The organism is Bradyrhizobium sp. CCGB20, assembly GCF_024199855.1.
Classification (GTDB): Bacteria; Pseudomonadota; Alphaproteobacteria; order Rhizobiales; family Xanthobacteraceae; genus Bradyrhizobium.
The window spans coordinates 3,748,624-3,765,508 of the sequence record NZ_JANADN010000001.1 but is presented as its reverse complement, the minus strand read 5'-3'; the positions used below and the strand labels follow the sequence as shown (position 1 = coordinate 3,765,508).

Here is a 16,885-nt window from a genome sequence, read left to right as displayed (position 1 = left end):
TCTCAGGCCTCGCCGAAACCGTCATGCACCAGCGCCAGCATGGCCGCGAGCGCCGCCTCGCCATCAGGACCGGCGATGCGGAAATGCAGCGTTGCGCCTTGCGGCGCCTTCACACGCATTACCTTCACCGGGCTCTTAGCGTCCGTCCAGGGGCCGTCGGCGGCAAGCGCAATTTCGATCTTTGCGGCAAAGCCTTTCGCGCATTGCGTGAGCTTCACCGATGGCCGCGCGTGCAGGCCGACCGGATTGACCAGGACCGCCGAGGCGGTCAGCGGCGCAAACGTCTGAGCCGCCCGGTTGGCGTTGGCATCATGCATAGAATTCCTCCGCACTGCGCTTGACGGCGGCAAGCGATGAGCCGCCCGAAGATTCGGTCGCAGCGATCACAGCTCCCTCGACCACCGGGGCGTTACAGACCAGCACGCGCGCGCGCCGATCCTCGGGGAGCATCTCCACCGCCATCTCCGAATTGGTCTCGGCACCGCCGAGATCGACGAGAATCGCGACGCCTGCCGGTGACCAGGCCGTCCCGATCGCCTCGAGGATTCCTGCAACATTGGTACCGAGCCCACCATCGACGTCGCCACCGGTCCAGGCGAGCGGCACCGCGTCTCCGACCATCTGCCGCACCATATCGGCCGCGCCTTCCGCAATCTTCGGCGAATGCGATACGATGACAATTCCGACATTGCTCATGTATTGACCTCGAACTCCAGTGTCTCAACTGCTGCGCCGATCAAAAGGGACGCCGAGCGCGAGCCCGGGTCCATATGACCGATGGAACGTTCGCCAAGAAACGACGCGCGGCCGCGAATCGCCTGCATCGGCGTGGTGCGATCGGCCGCTTGCGCAGCCTCAGCTGCGATCGCCTTTGCATCGCCGCCGCCCGCCAGAACGGCGTGCACCGGCACCAGAACATCCAGCAGCGTCTTCTGGCCTGCTTCGGAACGGCCACGCGCCTTGACGGCCTCAACCGCCTTCTCCGTCGCGGCGACGAGATCGGCCCGGCTCGGGTGCTCCGGAAGGGCCTTGCCCAGTTCCATGAAGAATGTCCCGACCAGCGGCCCCGAAGCACCGCCGACCTTCATGACCAAAGTCATTCCGATCGCCTTCAGCATGTCCGGGAGCGACTTGTCGGCAAGGCCCGGCAATGCCGCGAGCACCGCCTCGAAACCGCGCTTCATGTTCAGCCCATGATCCCCATCGCCAATCGCCTGATCGAGGCTCGTCAACTCGTCCGCGTGTTCGATCACCGCTCCTGCCAGCGCTCGCACCAGTCTTTCCCTGGCTACCCGATCGAGGCTCATGCCGCTACCCTCCCGCCCTTCGCATCGAAAAACAGCGGTCTGTTCAGCCGGAGCGACACAACGTCCCCTGCGCCAAAGCCCGCCTCGGGATCTGCCAGGGTCACAACCGGCCGGCCAGCGAGATCGAGATGGAGATGGCTCTGGTCGCCAAGGTGCTCGACCCGCTTGACGGTTGCCGAGACGTCGCCACCGCCGCGCGCGATCGTCAGGTGCTCGGTCCGCGCGCCGATGGTCTCGGCGCCGGCCGGCGTGCCGGCAAACAGGGCCGCCGGCAGCAGATTGATCGCCGGCTGGCCCAGCCGCGCCGCGACATGCGCGTTGATCGGGTTCTCGTAGATCTCACGCGGCGATCCGATCTGCATCAGCCGCCCTCCTTCAATCACGCCAATGCGCGATGCCATGGTCATCGCCTCCGTCTGATCGTGGGTGACATAGAGGATCGTCGCGCCGAGATCGACCTGGATCCGCTTGAGCTCCAGACGCAGCTCGCCGCGCAGCTTGGCATCCAGCGAGGACAGCGGCTCGTCCATCAGATAGATCGAGGGCGAACGGACCAGCGCCCGACCGATCGCAACGCGCTGCATCTGCCCGCCCGACAGCTGCGTCGCCTTGTTGTCCAGCTTGGTCTCGATGTGAAGAAGCCGCGCGACCTCCTGCACCTTCGCGCGGATATCGGCTTCGCCCACGCGGCGGGGCGGCGCGCGCAGCGCGAAAGCCATGTTCTCGAACACAGTGAGGTGCGGATACAGCGAATATTGCTGGAAGACGAAGGCGACATCGCGGTCCGCCGGCGCGGCACCGGTCACATCGCGCCCGTCGATCCGGATCGAACCGCTATCCGGCTGCTCCAGCCCGGCGATCAAGCGCAATGCCGTAGTCTTGCCGGCACCCGTCGGCCCGAGCAATGCCACGAACTCGCCGTCGCCGACGGTCAGCGACAGATCGCTCAGGGCTTGCGTCTTGCCGAACGCCTTGGAGACGGAGATGATCTCAACCTCAGCCATGCGCGCCTCCCTCATGCAGCGCGGTGCGAATCGCCCGGCCGGATGCCTTGTCGAAGATCGACAGCGTATCGGGCCGAAAGTCGAGCCCGACAGTCTCGCCGGTCCGAAACGATCTGCTGCTAGGTGAGCGGGCCTTGAGCGCGCCGTAACGCGTCGTCACGGTCACGATCTGTGTCGTTCCTAGATATTCCGTGCCATAGACTTCGCCGCGCACCATGCCGCCATCGGTGAAGCGCACATGCTCGGGCCGCACGCCGAGCACCAGCTCGCTCTCCGCCATCGCCTCACGCGCGGCAGGAATTGCAACGTCGCGTTCGCCAAGCCGGATCGCCTCTGCGCCGGTCTGCAAACCGCCACGGAACGGCAGGAAATTCATGGGCGGCGAGCCGATGAAGTCCGCGACAAACAGCGAAGCCGGCCGGTCATAGATGTCGCGCGGACTCGCCACCTGCTCGACGACGCCATTGTTCATCACCGCGATCCTGTCAGCCATCGCCATGGCTTCAAGCTGGTCATGGGTGACATAGACGGTCGTCGCTCCCAAGCGGTCATGCAGAGCCCGCAGTTCGTGAATCATGGCCTCGCGCATCTCGGTATCGAGCGCGCCGAGCGGCTCGTCCATCAGAAAACACTTCGGCTTGCGCACAATGGCTCGTCCAAGCGCCACACGCTGCCGGTCGCCGCCGGCGAGGCCGGAGACGGAGCGGTCGAGTAGATGCGAGATCCGCAAGATCCGCGCAGCCTCAACAACGCGCCGGTCGCGCTCGGCCGCACCGATGCCCTCGCATGTCAGGGGAAAGCCGATGTTGCGCCGGACATTCATGTGCGGATAGAGCGCGAAGAGCTGGAACACGAAGGCGATGTCGCGCGCGGATGCGCGATTCATCGTCACGTCTTCGCCGTCCAACCGGATCGTACCTGCCGTCGGCAACTCCAGGCCGGCAATCATGCGGAGCGTCGTGGTCTTGCCGCAGCCGGACGGCCCGAGCAGGCAAAGGAACTGGCCGTCCTCCACCGTGAAGCTGGCGGACTTGACCGCATGAAAATCACCGAAGGATTTGTCGAGCGCCTCGACCTTGATCTGTGCCATCGCGCCCTACTCCCGGACCTTGGACACGATGGTGAACATCACCGTGCCGAACAGGGTCGTCGCAAACGACCAGGAATACAGCGTCAGAGAGAACGGCTGCATCAGCATCACAACACCGGCGGCGATGATCGTCGTTGCCACGGCTTCGAGCGGGCCGCGGCGCAGCATGTGGTCCGCGAGACCGCGATGCGCGATGGATGAGTTGGCATCGAGGCTCATTTGCGAACGGCTCCAAAGGTGATGCCGCGCAGCAGATGCTTGCGCAGAAGCACCGTGAACACCACGATCGGCACCAGAAACAGCGTCGTGCCGGCGGCCACTGCGGGCCAGTCCTGCCCGCCCTCGCCGATGATGATCGGGATGAACGGTGGCGCCGTCTGCGCGTTGCCCGAGGTGAGAAGCACCGCGAAGGCGTATTCGTTCCAGGCGAAGATCAGGCAGAAGATCGCGGTTGCCGCGATTCCGGTGGTGGCCTGCGGCAGCACCACCTTCACGAAGGCCTGAAACCGGGTATAGCCGTCGATCATCGCCGCCTCCTCGTACTCGCGGGGGATTTCGTCGATGAATCCCTTGAGCAGCCAGACGGCGAGCGAGACGTTGACCGAGGTGTAGAGCAGGATCATCCCGAGCCTTGTGTCCGACAATCCGACGGTGCGGTACATCAGATAGATCGGGATCGCGACCGCAATCGGCGGCATCATCCGGGTCGACAGAATGAAGAACAAGAGGTCGTCCTTCAGCGGCACGCGGAAGCGCGAGAAGCCATAGGCCGACAAGGTGCCGAGTGCGACGGCGAGCACGGTCGAGCCGAACGCGATGATCAGCGAGTTGACGAAGCGCGGCACATAGTTCGAGGGACCGGCGACCACCATGTTGCGGTCGCGGGCGATGCTGTCGCAAAGCCCCCGCGGCGGTCCGAGCGAGCGGATGAACTCCGGCGTCTGGCGCGAGCGCGTCGTGAACAGATTGCAGAAACCTTCGAGCGACGGCTTGAACATCACTTTTGGCGGATAGGAGATCGCATCGTCCGGCGACTTGAACGCGGTGAGCATGATCCACACCAGCGGGATCATGGTGATGATGGCATAGAGCACGACGAGCGAGCCGGCAAAGCGCCGCGTCGTGGCCGACGGCTCGACGACCGAATGGGCTGTGGTGGCTGATGTCATCGGCTTTTCACCTTGTTCAGCGCCTTCACGTAGATGTTGGCGAGGCCGAAGACCGTCACGAACAGGATGATCGCGAAGGCCGAGGAATAGCCGGTGCGCCAGCTCTCGAACGCCGCACGCTTGAGCGTGATCGACGCGACTTCCGTGGTCGACCCCGGCCCACCGCCGGTGAGCAGATTGACCATGTCGAACATCTTGAAGTTCTCGATGCCGCGGAACAGCACCGCCAGCATGATGAACGGCAGCGCCATCGGCAGCGTGATCGACCAGAACTGCCGCCATTTCGACGCGCGATCGACCTCCGCCGCCTCGTAGATATAGTCCGGGATCGACCGCAAGCCGGCGAGGCAGATCAGCATCACATAGGGCGTCCACATCCAGGCATCGACGATGACGATGGCCCAGGGGCTCAGCGTGACGTCGCCCAGCATCTGGAAGGACGAGGCCGCGCGGCCGGTGAAGAAGGCGACCACGTAATTGAACAATCCGATCTGGGGCTGGTACAGGAACGTCCAGAAATTGCCGACTACGGCCGGCGACAGCATCATCGGCAGCAGAATGATCGTGGTCCACAGGCCGTGGCCGCGGAACTTCTTGTCGATGAGATAGGCAAGGCCAAATCCAAGAACGGTCTCGATCACCACCGTCCAAATCACGAAATGCGCCGTCACCTGCATCGCCGCCCAGATGTCCGGATCGGTCAGGATCGACTGGTACCAATCGGCGCCCAGCCAGATCGTCGGCACGTTGGCGCGATTGGCGCGGTAATTCGTGAACGACAGATAGATCGTCCAGAGCAGCGGGAAGATGTTGATCGCCAGCAGCAGCACGATCGTCGGCGTGATGAACAGCCAGGCGAGCGTCCTGTCCGACAGGCCCCGGATACGACGCGCCACACCCGGCCGGACCATGACGGCCCGATAGATGATCCGCGAAGAGGCACTCAGTTCATTCATTGCGTCGACCGATCCTGGTACCGGGGTCGTCGACACTGCGACGGTTCCGGTCATCTCGAAGGAAACCCGGAGCGCGAGCGCACGCGCTCCGGGCAGCTCATCTCAGAACTTCTTGCCTTCTTCCTTGAAGATCGCCTTCCAGTCCTTCACCAGACCGTCGAGCGCTTCCTTTGCGGTGCCCTTGTCGGCCACCACATAGTCATGCACACGCTTCTGCTCGGCTTGCAGCAGCTGGGCGTAGGAAGGCTCGGCCCAGAAGTCGACCACCATGCCCATCGATTGCAGGAACTCCTTGGCGAAGGGCGCGCTGTTCGGGAAGCTCGGGTCGTTCAGCACGGATTTGGCGCAGGAATAACCGCCGAGCGCCCACCACTTCTTCTGGACGTCGCCGCCGGAGAACCACTTGATGTATTGCAGCGCCTCGGCCTGGTTCTTGGAGTAGGAGACCACCGAGATGCCCTGTCCGCCGAGCTGCGTCGCCTGCGCGGCGGGACCGGCCGGATTGACAAAGAAGCCGATCTTGTCGCCGCCGACATTCGGGTCCTTGTAGAGGCCCGGGAAAAACGCGAAGAAATTCATCTGCAGCGCGACCTGGCCGGACTTGAAGGCATCAAGCCCTTCCGACATGTAGGAATTGGAGGCGCCGGGCGGCGTGCAGCACTTGTAGAGCTCCTTGTAGGCCTCGAGCCCCTTCACCGCGCTGGCCGAGTTCACGAACCCGTCCATCGCATAGGGCTTCTTTGGATCGTCGTATTTGAAGCCGTAATCGTAGAGGTAGTTCGACACGCCCATGGTGATGCCTTCCGAGCCACGCTCGGTGTAGATCGAGGCGCCATAGACCTTCTTGCCGTCGATCTCGCGGCCCTGGAAGAATTGCGCGATGTCTTTGAGCTCGTCGAGCGTCTTCGGCACGCCGATCTCGCGGCCGTACTTGGCCTTGAAATCCTTCTGCACGTCCGGCCGCGCGAACCAGTCCTTGCGATAGGTCCAGCCCACCGCATCGCCCATCGCCGGCAGCGCCCAATAGTTCGGCGTGTTCTTTGGCCACTCGGAATAGCCGACCACAGTTGCCGGCATGTAGTCGTCCATGCTGATTCCTTCCTTCTTGAAGAAATCGTTGAGCTTGACGTACTGGCCGTTCTCCGCGGCGCCGCCGATCCATTGTGAATCGCCGATGATGAGATCGCACAACGAGCCGCGCGAATTGAGCTCGTTCAGGAAGCGATCGGCATAGTTGGTCCACGGCACGAATTCGAACTTCATACCGATCCCCGATTTGGCGGTGAAGTCCTTCGAAAGCTCGACCAGCGCGTTGGCCGGATCCCATGCGGCCCAGCACAGCGTGATGGTTTTGCCCTGAGCCTGTGCGGGCGTGGTCCCCGCTCCGACGCCAAACGCGGAGACGGTAGCCCCGCACGCAACAGCAAGCGCCTTCAATGTCCGTTTCATTACACGTTCCCTCCGAGTGGGCCGGCCATCGACATGGCGCGGCTTTCCATCCCGCTCGAATGCTTCGAGCAGAGCGACACAGTCCGTGACGAGCTGAATAACTAAACTGGCGTTTCCTCGCGCCACCCGGATTCTATAGGCCCGGCAGGCTCGAATTGTTTAGTGAACCACGATTTACTAAACATTGCAAGCGGAGTTGGCTTCGACACGGCGTGCCTGATGCCAGCGCTTGATCTTTGTCCTAGGTCTGGGAATGATCGTTCCACCGCAAGAAGCGGGTCGAACATCTCCCCGCGATATCGTGCCTGTACGGATCGTGTCGGCTCTCGCTGACTGCAATTACCGGAGGCCGGCACGTATCCCAGCCGGCATCGTGAAAACGTCAGCACCCAGAAGCAAACCAGACCTCCGCGGCCTTCACACGCAACGCATTCGCGTGAGTGGTCGCCCGTTGCAAAGCAGCTTTACCTACGTGCGCATCTAGCCGATCTGCGCCGCTTGCCAACTAGAGCAACCGAGGAAACGACGCTGCCCCGTCAACTGAATTGCGCGTCAGGATGCTTGTCATCCCCTGCCCTGTACAAATCTGGTCATGCACACGCGAATCCCACCTCTCGTTCTCGAGGCATCGCACGCGCAAGTCAGTCGAGCAGCTCGCCAACGATGCGCTCCGTTTCGAGGTAGTCCAACGCAAGGTAGTGAGCCCCGGCCTTCCTAAGAAGCGCGCCATGGTCTTCGCGGATATGTCCCGCCGCGAGCAGGCCAACGACCGTACACCCGGCCGCGCGTGCTGCCATCACGCCACTCGGGCTGTCTTCGATGACGATGCATTCGCTCGGGGGAATTCCGATGCTGGCCGAGGCGTGCAGGAAAATGTCAGGATACGGCTTGCCGCGTTCAACATTGGACGCACTGAACACGCGCCCTTCGAAAAGAGGCGCCATGTCCAGGACATCGAGGCAGAGGGCGAGCCTGTCCGGCGACGAAGATGACGCGATGGATCGGGGGACGTGGCTGAACTTTGCAATGAACTCTCGCACGCCGGGAATTGGCGCGAGTGCCTGCTTGAAGCGATCTAGCGTTCTGGCCTGAAACTGAGCGGCGAACGATGGGGGCAGCGGCCGACCGACGTTCTTCTCGATCTCCAAGATGATCTCGCTGAGCCGCTTGCCCAGGTAAGCGCGATAGGAGTCCTCGAGTGTCGTCGGCACGCCTAGCTCGGTCACGACTTCAGCAAGCAGGGTATTGGCCAGCACCTCGCTGTCAGCGATAACGCCGTCAAAATCGAAAATAAACGCTTTGGCCATTCACTGAACTCGCGCGCCCGCACATGCAGAGCTAGGGGTAAATGATCGCCTTGATGATGCCGTCGCGGCGCGTGACTTGCTGTTCGAACGCCGCCGGCGTCTGGTCCAGCGAAAACCGATGCGTGGCAAGGGGTGCGAGCTTGACGCGACCACTCTGTGCCAGGGCGATCGCCCGTGGATAGACCTCCGGCATGCGGCGCGAGAACTTGATCGACAGGCCCTTGCGGCGCGATTCCGCACCACTCAGCAAATATTGATTATTCTCGGGGATTCCGACGATGACGAGCCGGCCACCAATGCGGGCGCTGCGCGCGGCATGCTCGAAGCCGTGCGAGGAGTCGGTCGCCTCGATGACGAGGTCGGCGCCGCGGCCGTTGGTAAAGCCGGCAGCTTCTTCCGGACCGCCGCAGCCGACGTCGGCGCCAAGATCGCAGGCGAGATCCGCTCGTGCTTTGACCGGGTCGATCGCGATGATCTTGCTGGCGCCAGCCAAGCGCGCCAACTGAATCAGCAGCAAACCGACCGGACCACAGCCAAGCACCGCGACGGTTTCCATCAATCGGGGGCGTGCGAGGTCCATGGCGTGGATTGCAACGCCGAGCGTTTCCAGGATCGCCGCGCCTGCGGGGTCGATGCTGTCAGGCACGATATGCACCGCGGATGTCGGCACGCAGATGAACTCGGCCATGGCGCCGTTGTTCGGCGCGTAGCCGAGAAACCGCACGTGCGGGCACAGATTGGTATGGCCACGATGGCACCATTCACAGCGACCGCAGGAAATAGCGGGATCGACCGCCATCAGCGCATCCGCCGGCAGCCCTGCCCGACGTGCACTCTCAGGCGTCAGCGTGCCCGAGAATTCGTGCCCAAGCACGAACGGATTGATCCGGGTCGGACCGGTCGTTCCGCCCTCCAGATAGGAATGCAAATCGCTGCCGCACACGCCCACGGCCTTGACCCGCACGATGACCTCGTCAGCGGCCGGCGTTGGCGTCGGAATTTCGGTGACGCGAATATCGCGAACATCGTGGAGAACCGCTGCGCGCATGTTCAAAACCCTGACTTCTGGATGTTTCCGGCGTCGCCGCTCTCGGCAGCACCAGAACTATACATATGTATTCTTATATTTACAAATGTTCTCGTGAGGCGATTTTTGCATAATGCTGCCGGTAGACGGCGCGCCGTTCCTCCAATCCCGAGCGCTGGCCGGCGTGTGGCTCGAGCACGGTCATTCCGCGGCGGTCGCCCTCGTCGCTCAATCCACCGCCGCTCGCCTGGCGCGCCAGTCGCGCAGCCCCCAATGCTGGCCCCAGCGGGGCCAGCGGCGGCAAAAGCAGGGGCCGGTCGATTGCGGTCGCGATGAGCTGTCCCCAAAACCGGCTGCGCGCGCCGCCGCCGACAAGTGCGATCGTTCCCATCGCCGCCCCCGCCGCAGTCAGCGCATCGTGGCAGTCGGCAATCGCGAAAGCGACACCCTCGAGGACGGCGCGACCGATGTGAAGCGGCCCGGCTGTGCTGCGCAAATTCGACAGCGTTGCGGTGGCGAGCGGATCGTCATGCGGCGTCCGCTCGCCGCCGAGATAAGGCGAAAATACCGGAATATCGGCTGGCGACAAATCCGCGGCTTCGATCTCGGCAAGAAAGCGCTCGATCGAGGCAATACCCAAGACGCCCGCGACCCAGTTCAGCGCGCTCGCTGCGCTCAGGACGCAACCGTGCTGGCCGAACAAGCCAGGCACCGCATGCCTGTGGGTGTGCATGCCCTGGCCGCGTGCCGGCACAAAACGGTCGTTGGCGACAAAATAGACGCCCGACGTCCCAAGGCTGATGAATGCGTCGCCGGCGCGAATTACGCCGGCACCAATCGCGCCGGCCATGTTATCACCCGCGCCGCCGGCAATGGGCAGATTGGCGCGCAAGCCAAAACGTCGCCCCAATTCGGGTCGCAGCGTGCCGCCAACCGCACCGCTCTCGACGAGATCGGGCAGCACATCGACGCCAATCCCGCACGCTTCGGCAAGCAGCGGAGACCATGCCCCGGCCCGGGTGTCCATCAGCAGTGTCGCCGATGAATCTGCACGATCCGATACCGCCTCACCCGTCAGGCAAAGGCGGACATAGTCCTTCGTCAGCAAAATGCGCCGGGTGCGCTTCAAGGCGTCGGGCTCATGGCGCGATAGCCAGAGGATTTTTGGTGCGGAAAAGCCCGGCATCGGCCGAGCACCGGCAACGCCCGCGAAATCAGTCACCTTGGCGTCGAGCTCTGCGCATTCGGCGCCCGCTCGTCCGTCGTTCCAGAGCGGCGCTGGCCGGATCGGCCGTCCGGCGGCGTCGATCAAGGCCACACCGAGCATCTGGCCGGAAAGACCGAGCGCCACCACACCGGACATGAGTTTCCGATGATCGGTGGCGAGACGGTCGAGCACGGCGGCTGAAGCCGTCCACCAGGCATCCGGATGCTGCTCGGACCAGAGTGGCTGCGGATTGTCGATCGATAGCGGAACTACCGCACTTGCCTGCTCGCGGTCCTCGGCATCGACGATGATCGCCTTCACGGCTGATGTGCCGATGTCGATGCCCAGAAACAGGCTCATTTCTGTTTGCCGATCAGCTTGAGCGCTCCGGCAGCCGCCTTCTCGTCCGTGACCAGCACCTTGCCGATCCGTCCCTGCAATGCCGCCGCGATCACCGGCGCCTTGTTGGTACCTCCCGCGATCAGCATCACGGTCGGTGTCTTCGCGAGCTTCTCGATCGGCAGCGCGATGGCGCGGGAATTGATGCCGTGGTCGATCTGCCGGCCAGATTGATCGAGATACTGGCCCAGAACGTCTCCGACCGCGCCCGCTGCGCGCAGATCCTCGATGCCCACATCCGGCGGCAGGCCGTGCCGCACCAGCAGGGAGCGCGGTGTGAGGTCTCCCAGGCTGAGCAGCGCGAGATCGAGCCGGCCGACACGCTCCAGGACCTCCGCATAGATCTCCTGTGCCATAAAGGTGTCGCGCGATCGTTTGCTGCTTGCGTAGATCGGAGCGGCCAAATAGCTGCACTTGGCATGCAGCCGGCGCGCAAGCTCGCCCGCGATCTCGAACGTATTGAGTTCGAGCCCGCGCGACAGCCCCCCCATCATCGAGACGACCCAGAGCTCCGGATACTCCGCCGTCGTGACGTGGCGAATCGTTTCCCGCAGGGTCGCACCCCAACCGATGCCGATCGTGCGCGGGCGCTTCTCTTCCAGGAACTTGGACAGGTAGGCCCCGGCCGCCATCCCGATCAGGCTTGCGACCAGTTCAGGATTTTCCGGGCTCGGGATCACAACCGCATCGTCCAGCCCGCACCGCTCACGCAACTGGTGCTCCAGCTCGGTGCAGCTCGCGAACTGCGAGTTCAACCGGATACTGACGATGCCCGAGTGCCGGGCCTCGGATAGCATGCGGTTCACGCGCGCACGCGTCAGCCCGAGCCGCTCGCCGATTTCGGCCTGGGTTAGATTCTCCATGTAATAGAGCCAGGCAATCCGCAAAATAGTCTGGTCACTCAAAGCGCAATCTCCTGGAGCAATGTCAGAAGCTCGTCGTGGATGTGACCATTTGTGGCAATCTTCTGCAAATCGTCAAATTGCGAGTCGACACCCGCGATTGTCGTCACGCGCCCGTTTGCCGCTCGCACCAGCGGCATGGCCGCCGCGTGAGAGACGAGATCGGCCCTGGTCGAGACGAAGGCGTCGAGCTGGCCGGCCGCAATCCATGCCATTTCGAGTGCGCCCGAAACGACGATGCGGACGCCACGAACCACCGAACCAAGCCGCTCGACGATGGCGGCCGCCATCCGTACCTCGTCGGGCTGGAAGTTCGAGGTCAGAATGACCGACACGACGGCATCGGAAAGCGACCGCGTATCTGACACCCTCGCCGGCACGCCGTTGATGGTCGCAAGCGCGCCGCGCACGTAGCGGCCGCTGATACCAGACAGCGGCGACTCGACTAGCCCGATTAGCGCTTCCCCGCCGTCGTGATAGGCCGCGCTGACCGAAAACCACGGCAGGCCGGCGGCGTAATTCACGGTGCCGTCGAGCGGGTCGATAATCCAGCGCGAAGCCGTCAGCGTGCCGCTAAAGCCCGCCTCCTCCGACAGGATTGCAGCGTTGGGTGTCAGAGCCCTCAGCCCGTCAATGACGATCCTTTCCGCGGCGAGATCCGCGTCAGTGACAATATCGCGCAATTCCTTGCGCGTGGTCGCGCGCGGCTTGCGCTGCATTTCGACCAGCGTCGCGGCTGCGCGGGTCACAATCGGTTCGGCACCGCGCATCAGCGCCATCATTTCGGTATCGACAGACATTTCAGATCGCCTTTGGTCCTCGCGTCCCGTCCTCGACTACAAAGGTCGTAAGCCGCCGCACGCTGCTCTTGATGTCCTTGACGTCGTCTACCGCCTCGAAACCGACCCTGCAGGTCTTCTCGTCGAGCTCGACAGTGGCATAGCCACGCTTGTCGCCGCTCGCAAAGGCAAGATGCGGGTTCTCGGCGAGCGCCTTGCGTGTCGAGACTTCGCCCGGCCCGTCCGAGGTAATGGACGTGCCGACGAATTCGGTCGCGACCGCCGGCTCGTCGGGACGCGTGAAATCGCGCTTCAGGCTGCCAGCATAGAAGGCATGGCGATCGCCGCCGATCACGATCGGGTTGCGCGTCTGGTGCGCGGCGAGCGCATCAAGCAGGCGACGGCGGGCATTGGGGTAGCCATCCCAGCCGTCCATCCAATAGTGGTCGCCGTCATCGGCGTCGCGACGGTCCTGCGCCATCAAGGTCTGCTGCGCGACGATGGTCCAGCGTGCACGACAATCAGACAGGCGGTCATCGAACCATTTTTCCTGAGCTCGCCCCAGCATGGTGCGCGCTTCCTCGATCCGCTCGGCACAGGGCGCGATCCAGGTCGGCCGCCCGCTATTCGTGCAGGCGGAGGCCGAACGATATTGCCGGTCATCGAGCAGCAACACGTCCATCACATCACCGAACCGGTAATGCTCGTAGATCGTGGCATCCGGCCCGTGCGGCCGCGCCGAGGGCGGCAACGGCATGTGCTCGTAATAGGCCTGGTAGGCGGCGGCCCGGATCTTCAGGAACTGCACGGAATCGTGCACCGTGTAGGAGCGGTCATTGGCGTAGTCATCCATGACCTCGTGGTCGTCCCAGATCGACAGAAACGGAAAGGCTGCGTGAGCCCCCTGCAGGTCGACGTCGGTCTTGTAGAGCGCATAACGATTGCGATATTCGGCCAGCGTCGTCGGAATTCCGACGCCGTGCTTGCGCACATGGCGCGATCCCCAGGATCGTTCGTAGATGTAGTCGCCGAGATGCACGACAAGATCGAGATCGCGCGTGGCCATATCGCGATAGGCGCTGAAAAAGCCCTGCTCGTATTGCTGGCAGGAAGCGAAGGCGAACCGGACGCGCGCCTTGCGCCCGGCCGGCGCGGTGCGCGTGCGCCCGACCGGACTCACGGCCGTACCGGCGCGGAAGCGGTACCAGTAGACGCGATCGGGCTGCAGCCCCCTCGCCTCGGCATGCACGGAATGTGCGAACTCGGACGTCGCGCGCTCGGTGCCACGTGCAACGACACGCGCAAACTTCTCATCCTCCGCGACCTGCCATTCCACTTCGACTGGCGTATCTGGCATGCCGCCGTCTTCGAGCGGCTGCGGCGCGAGACGCGTCCACAGGATGACGCGGTCCACGCGCGGGCATCCGGAGGCGATCCCGAGCGTATAGGGATCGGAGCTTAAGGTGACGGGTGCGCCGCGCACGATGCCGCAGGGGGCCGCAAACGCGGCCCCCGCCAGCGATCCAACAAGAAAATGCCGGCGCGGAATTCCCGTCATGACGCGGCCGGCACCGCCGCGCGCCTGCGCCTGATGTCGACGGCGAGATCCGGCCGGTCGGTCGTGATCTGCCGCACCGGCTGGGCCAACCAGTAGCCGATATCCTCCGGCGTGTTGGTGACCCAGGCGCCGAGCCTGGAGGTGCCGAGGATGCCGAGCGCCAGCGGCAGTGCCGGCGTCAGCAGCGCCTTTTCGATCGCCACGATGCAGTCGCGGATCTTTGCGAGCCGTTCCAGCGCCGGTGCAATCCCGCCCATCATCTCCGCCGAGCGGCGGTCGAGCGACAGCAGCACCCGCGCATCTGGCGACAGCCGCCGCACCGTCTCGACCACCTCGGGCACGAAACAGGTGATGACCGCCCGTCGCTCGAGACCACGTCGCTTGATCTCCTCGATGATTTTCGCCTCGAGTCCCTGATAGGCGTTACCCAGGGCGTCGGTCTTGATCTCGATATGCAGTTCCAGCGCGGTTGAGGCATACACGTCGAGCACGGACGACAAGGTCGGGATGCACTCGTCACCGGCATCACGCAGCCGCGTCGAGGTCAGCCGGTTCAGGCTGCGCTCGCCGACCGGACCGGAATCATGCGTGGTGCGGTCGAGCAGGGGATCGTGGATGACGACGATCCCGCCGTCCGAGCTCTGGTGCACATCGAACTCGACCGCATCGACATCGAGGTCGCACAATCTGCGGAAGCCGAGCAGGCTGTTCTCGGGCCAAAGATCCCGCCCGCCCCGATGTCCGGCGATGAAAACCATTTTATCTCCTCACTTGCTGCTGTCGACCAACCCCTTCAGGAACCAGCGCTGCAACAGCAGGATCACGAGCGTCGGCGGCAGCATGGTCAGGAGCGCGCCGCTCATGGCGACGTTCCAGGCCGGCTCGCTGTCGGAGCGCGGGATCAGGTTCTTCAGGGCAATGACTGCTGTCGCCATGTCCTTGTCAGTCGTGAACAGCAGAGGCCAGAGATATTGATTCCAGCCAAACAGGAAAAGGATAATCGCAAGTGCGACCATGTTCGGTACCGACAGCGGCAGCAGGATGCTCCAGAAGAAGCGCAGCGGCGAGGCACCGTCGAGCCGCGCCGCCTCGCAGAGTTCGTCGGGCACCGTCAGGAAGAACTGGCGAAACAGGAAGGTCGCTGTCGCAGAGGCAATCAACGGCAGGATCAGGCCCGGATAGGTATTGACCATGTTCCATTCGAGCGCGATCGTGACGTCGTGGCCGCTGATCCAGTGCCAGAGATCGGCAAGGTGCAGGGTGTCGGCGAGCCATTGCATCGGCAGCGCCGCGTTGGCCACCGCCTCGAAGGTCGGCACGATCCGCACCTCGATCGGAAGCATTAGCGAGACGAAGATCAACCAGAATGCCAGCATCCGGAAGCGGAAGCGGAAATAAGTGATGGCGAAAGCGGAGAGCAGAGATACCGCTATCTTGCCCGCGGTGATGCCGAGCGCCACCACGACCGAGTTGACGAAGGTGCGGCTGAAATTCGCCTTCACCCAGGCTGCCTGCAGATTGCTGAGGAACTGATCGCCCGGCAGCCAGGGTAGCGGCACCTTCTGCACCTCGGCGATCGAGAGCGAGCCCGCGACAAAGGCAAAATAGAGTGGCACGCACACGATCAGCGCGCCCGCGATCAGGATCGCATGGCAGACGAAACTGAGGACAGGTGCGCGCTCGACCATCTCAGACCCCGTAGTTGACCTTGCGGTCGAAATAGCGGAACTGCAGCAGCGTGCAGAGCAACGCAAAGCTCATCAGCAGCACCGACTGCGCGGCGGAGGAGCCGAGGTTGAGATTGACGAAGCCGTCGACATAGACCTTGTAGACGAGGATGTTGGTGGCGCCGGCTGGACCGCCCTTGGTGACGGCGTCGATGATCGCAAAGGTTTCGAAGAAGCCGTAGATGAAGTTCATCACGGCGAGGAAGAACACGGTCGGCCCGAGCATCGGCAGGCCGATCGAGACAAACCGCCGGATCGGGCCGGCACCGTCGACGGCCGCAGCCTCCATCAGCGAGACCGGCACGGCCAGTAAGCCCACCACCAGGAAGATGTAATCGTAGCAGATGTGCTTCCACGAGGCGGCCAGCGTCACCAGAAGCAGCGCGTGGTTTGGATTGAGGTTCGGATCCCAGGCGATTCCGAGCCCATGCAGAATCTGAGCGAGCGGCCCGACCGCCGGATTGAACAGAAAGGCCCAGAGAATGCCGGCGATCGCCGGCGCAATCGCATAGGGCAGGAGAATGATGGTGCGGTAGACCGAGCGGCCGCGGATGATGTGGTCGGTGGCAAAGGCAAGCACCAGCGCAACCAGCAGCGTCAGCACGTTCTGCCCGACGGTGAACTGAAACGTCACCCACATCGACTGGCGGTATTCGCCGCTGGCGAACAATTCCGTGAAATTGTCGAGCCAGACGAACTGGACCGTGGTGCCAAAGGGATCGGACAGCAGCACCGATTGAGTCAATGCCCGCAGCGAAGGGATGAAGAAGAAGAACAGCAGGATCAAAAATTGCGGCAGCAGCAGCAAGGTCGGCAGGCCCGGCCCCTCGCCGAAATTCGCCCGCTTCAGCCCCGCCTCCTGCGCGGGCCGCGTTTTCTCCTTCCGCGACGCGGACGCCCGGCCGGCGCCGTGCGAAGTCGGTTCGGCCGACACTGCGGCGGAACGCGGTTGTGCAGGCACAGCCACGTCACGCCATGTCGCAGACGAACGCACGCCGTCAGCA

The 16,885-nt window shown here is 63.5% G+C and carries 18 protein-coding genes; all 18 read right to left on the bottom strand.

Annotated elements, in window-relative coordinates; translation table 11 throughout:
- Positions 1-2: 2 nt before the first annotated feature.
- The 18 genes from NLM15_RS17125 to NLM15_RS17040 all read right to left on the bottom strand — a co-directional run bounded on the left by NLM15_RS17125 (position 3) and on the right by NLM15_RS17040 (position 16,731).
- Positions 3-317 (bottom strand): HPr family phosphocarrier protein, encoded by a 315-nt coding sequence (locus NLM15_RS17125; RefSeq protein WP_254118239.1) that lies wholly within the window; start codon positions 315-317, stop codon positions 3-5.
- The gene (gene dhaM / locus NLM15_RS17120) at positions 310-696 is read right to left on the bottom strand and encodes a dihydroxyacetone kinase phosphoryl donor subunit DhaM (protein WP_254118238.1); all 387 of its coding nucleotides are present in this window, start codon (positions 694-696) and stop codon (positions 310-312) included. The genes NLM15_RS17125 and dhaM overlap by 8 nt, the downstream gene beginning before the upstream one ends.
- Entirely contained in the window at positions 693-1,307 is a 615-nt protein-coding gene (dhaL, locus tag NLM15_RS17115; RefSeq protein WP_254118237.1) for a dihydroxyacetone kinase subunit DhaL, read from the bottom strand. Before dhaL ends, dhaM begins: the two co-directional genes overlap by 4 nt.
- Positions 1,304-2,311, bottom strand: coding sequence for an ABC transporter ATP-binding protein (locus tag NLM15_RS17110; protein WP_254118236.1), 1,008 nt, complete (start codon positions 2,309-2,311; stop codon positions 1,304-1,306). Before NLM15_RS17110 ends, dhaL begins: the two co-directional genes overlap by 4 nt.
- Positions 2,304-3,401 carry an ABC transporter ATP-binding protein gene (locus NLM15_RS17105; protein WP_254118234.1) on the bottom strand — a complete coding sequence of 366 codons (1,098 nt, stop codon included), beginning with the start codon at positions 3,399-3,401 and terminating at the stop codon, positions 2,304-2,306. The genes NLM15_RS17110 and NLM15_RS17105 overlap by 8 nt, the downstream gene beginning before the upstream one ends.
- A 6-nt stretch (positions 3,402-3,407) precedes the next feature.
- On the bottom strand, positions 3,408-3,620 hold the full coding sequence (locus tag NLM15_RS17100; RefSeq protein ID WP_254118233.1) for a hypothetical protein: 213 nt from the start codon (positions 3,618-3,620) through the stop codon (positions 3,408-3,410).
- On the bottom strand, positions 3,617-4,570 hold the full coding sequence (locus tag NLM15_RS17095; RefSeq protein WP_254118232.1) for a carbohydrate ABC transporter permease: 954 nt from the start codon (positions 4,568-4,570) through the stop codon (positions 3,617-3,619). Before NLM15_RS17095 ends, NLM15_RS17100 begins: the two co-directional genes overlap by 4 nt.
- Positions 4,567-5,526, bottom strand: coding sequence for a carbohydrate ABC transporter permease (locus NLM15_RS17090; RefSeq protein ID WP_254118231.1), 960 nt, complete (start codon positions 5,524-5,526; stop codon positions 4,567-4,569). Before NLM15_RS17090 ends, NLM15_RS17095 begins: the two co-directional genes overlap by 4 nt.
- Positions 5,527-5,628: 102 nt before the next feature.
- Positions 5,629-6,975, bottom strand: coding sequence for an ABC transporter substrate-binding protein (locus NLM15_RS17085; RefSeq protein ID WP_254118230.1), 1,347 nt, complete (start codon positions 6,973-6,975; stop codon positions 5,629-5,631).
- Between the two features lie 641 nt (positions 6,976-7,616).
- On the bottom strand, positions 7,617-8,282 hold the full coding sequence (locus tag NLM15_RS17080) for an HAD family phosphatase (protein ID WP_254118229.1): 666 nt from the start codon (positions 8,280-8,282) through the stop codon (positions 7,617-7,619).
- A gap of 31 nt (positions 8,283-8,313) precedes the next feature.
- A complete protein-coding gene (locus NLM15_RS17075; RefSeq protein WP_256565451.1) occupies positions 8,314-9,330 on the bottom strand; it encodes an alcohol dehydrogenase catalytic domain-containing protein in 1,017 nt (338 codons plus the stop codon).
- 79 nt (positions 9,331-9,409) lie between these two features.
- Complete coding sequence (gene xylB / locus NLM15_RS17070; RefSeq protein ID WP_254118227.1) at positions 9,410-10,876, bottom strand: xylulokinase; 1,467 nt, start codon at positions 10,874-10,876, stop codon at positions 9,410-9,412.
- Positions 10,873-11,820, bottom strand: coding sequence for a sugar-binding transcriptional regulator (locus NLM15_RS17065; RefSeq protein ID WP_254118226.1), 948 nt, complete (start codon positions 11,818-11,820; stop codon positions 10,873-10,875). Before NLM15_RS17065 ends, xylB begins: the two co-directional genes overlap by 4 nt.
- On the bottom strand, positions 11,817-12,617 hold the full coding sequence (locus NLM15_RS17060) for an inositol monophosphatase family protein (RefSeq protein WP_254118225.1): 801 nt from the start codon (positions 12,615-12,617) through the stop codon (positions 11,817-11,819). Before NLM15_RS17060 ends, NLM15_RS17065 begins: the two co-directional genes overlap by 4 nt.
- Position 12,618: 1 nt before the next feature.
- Positions 12,619-14,154 (bottom strand): alkaline phosphatase, encoded by a 1,536-nt coding sequence (locus NLM15_RS17055; RefSeq protein WP_254118223.1) that lies wholly within the window; start codon positions 14,152-14,154, stop codon positions 12,619-12,621.
- Positions 14,151-14,912: a glycerophosphodiester phosphodiesterase family protein gene (locus NLM15_RS17050; protein WP_254118221.1), complete on the bottom strand. Its 762-nt coding sequence runs from the start codon at positions 14,910-14,912 to the stop codon at positions 14,151-14,153. The genes NLM15_RS17055 and NLM15_RS17050 overlap by 4 nt, the downstream gene beginning before the upstream one ends.
- Before the next feature lie 9 nt (positions 14,913-14,921).
- Entirely contained in the window at positions 14,922-15,842 is a 921-nt protein-coding gene (locus NLM15_RS17045) for an ABC transporter permease subunit (RefSeq protein ID WP_254118219.1), read from the bottom strand.
- 1 nt (position 15,843) lies between these two features.
- Complete coding sequence (locus tag NLM15_RS17040; RefSeq protein WP_254124267.1) at positions 15,844-16,731, bottom strand: ABC transporter permease subunit; 888 nt, start codon at positions 16,729-16,731, stop codon at positions 15,844-15,846.
- Between the last annotated feature and the right edge of the window lie 154 nt (positions 16,732-16,885).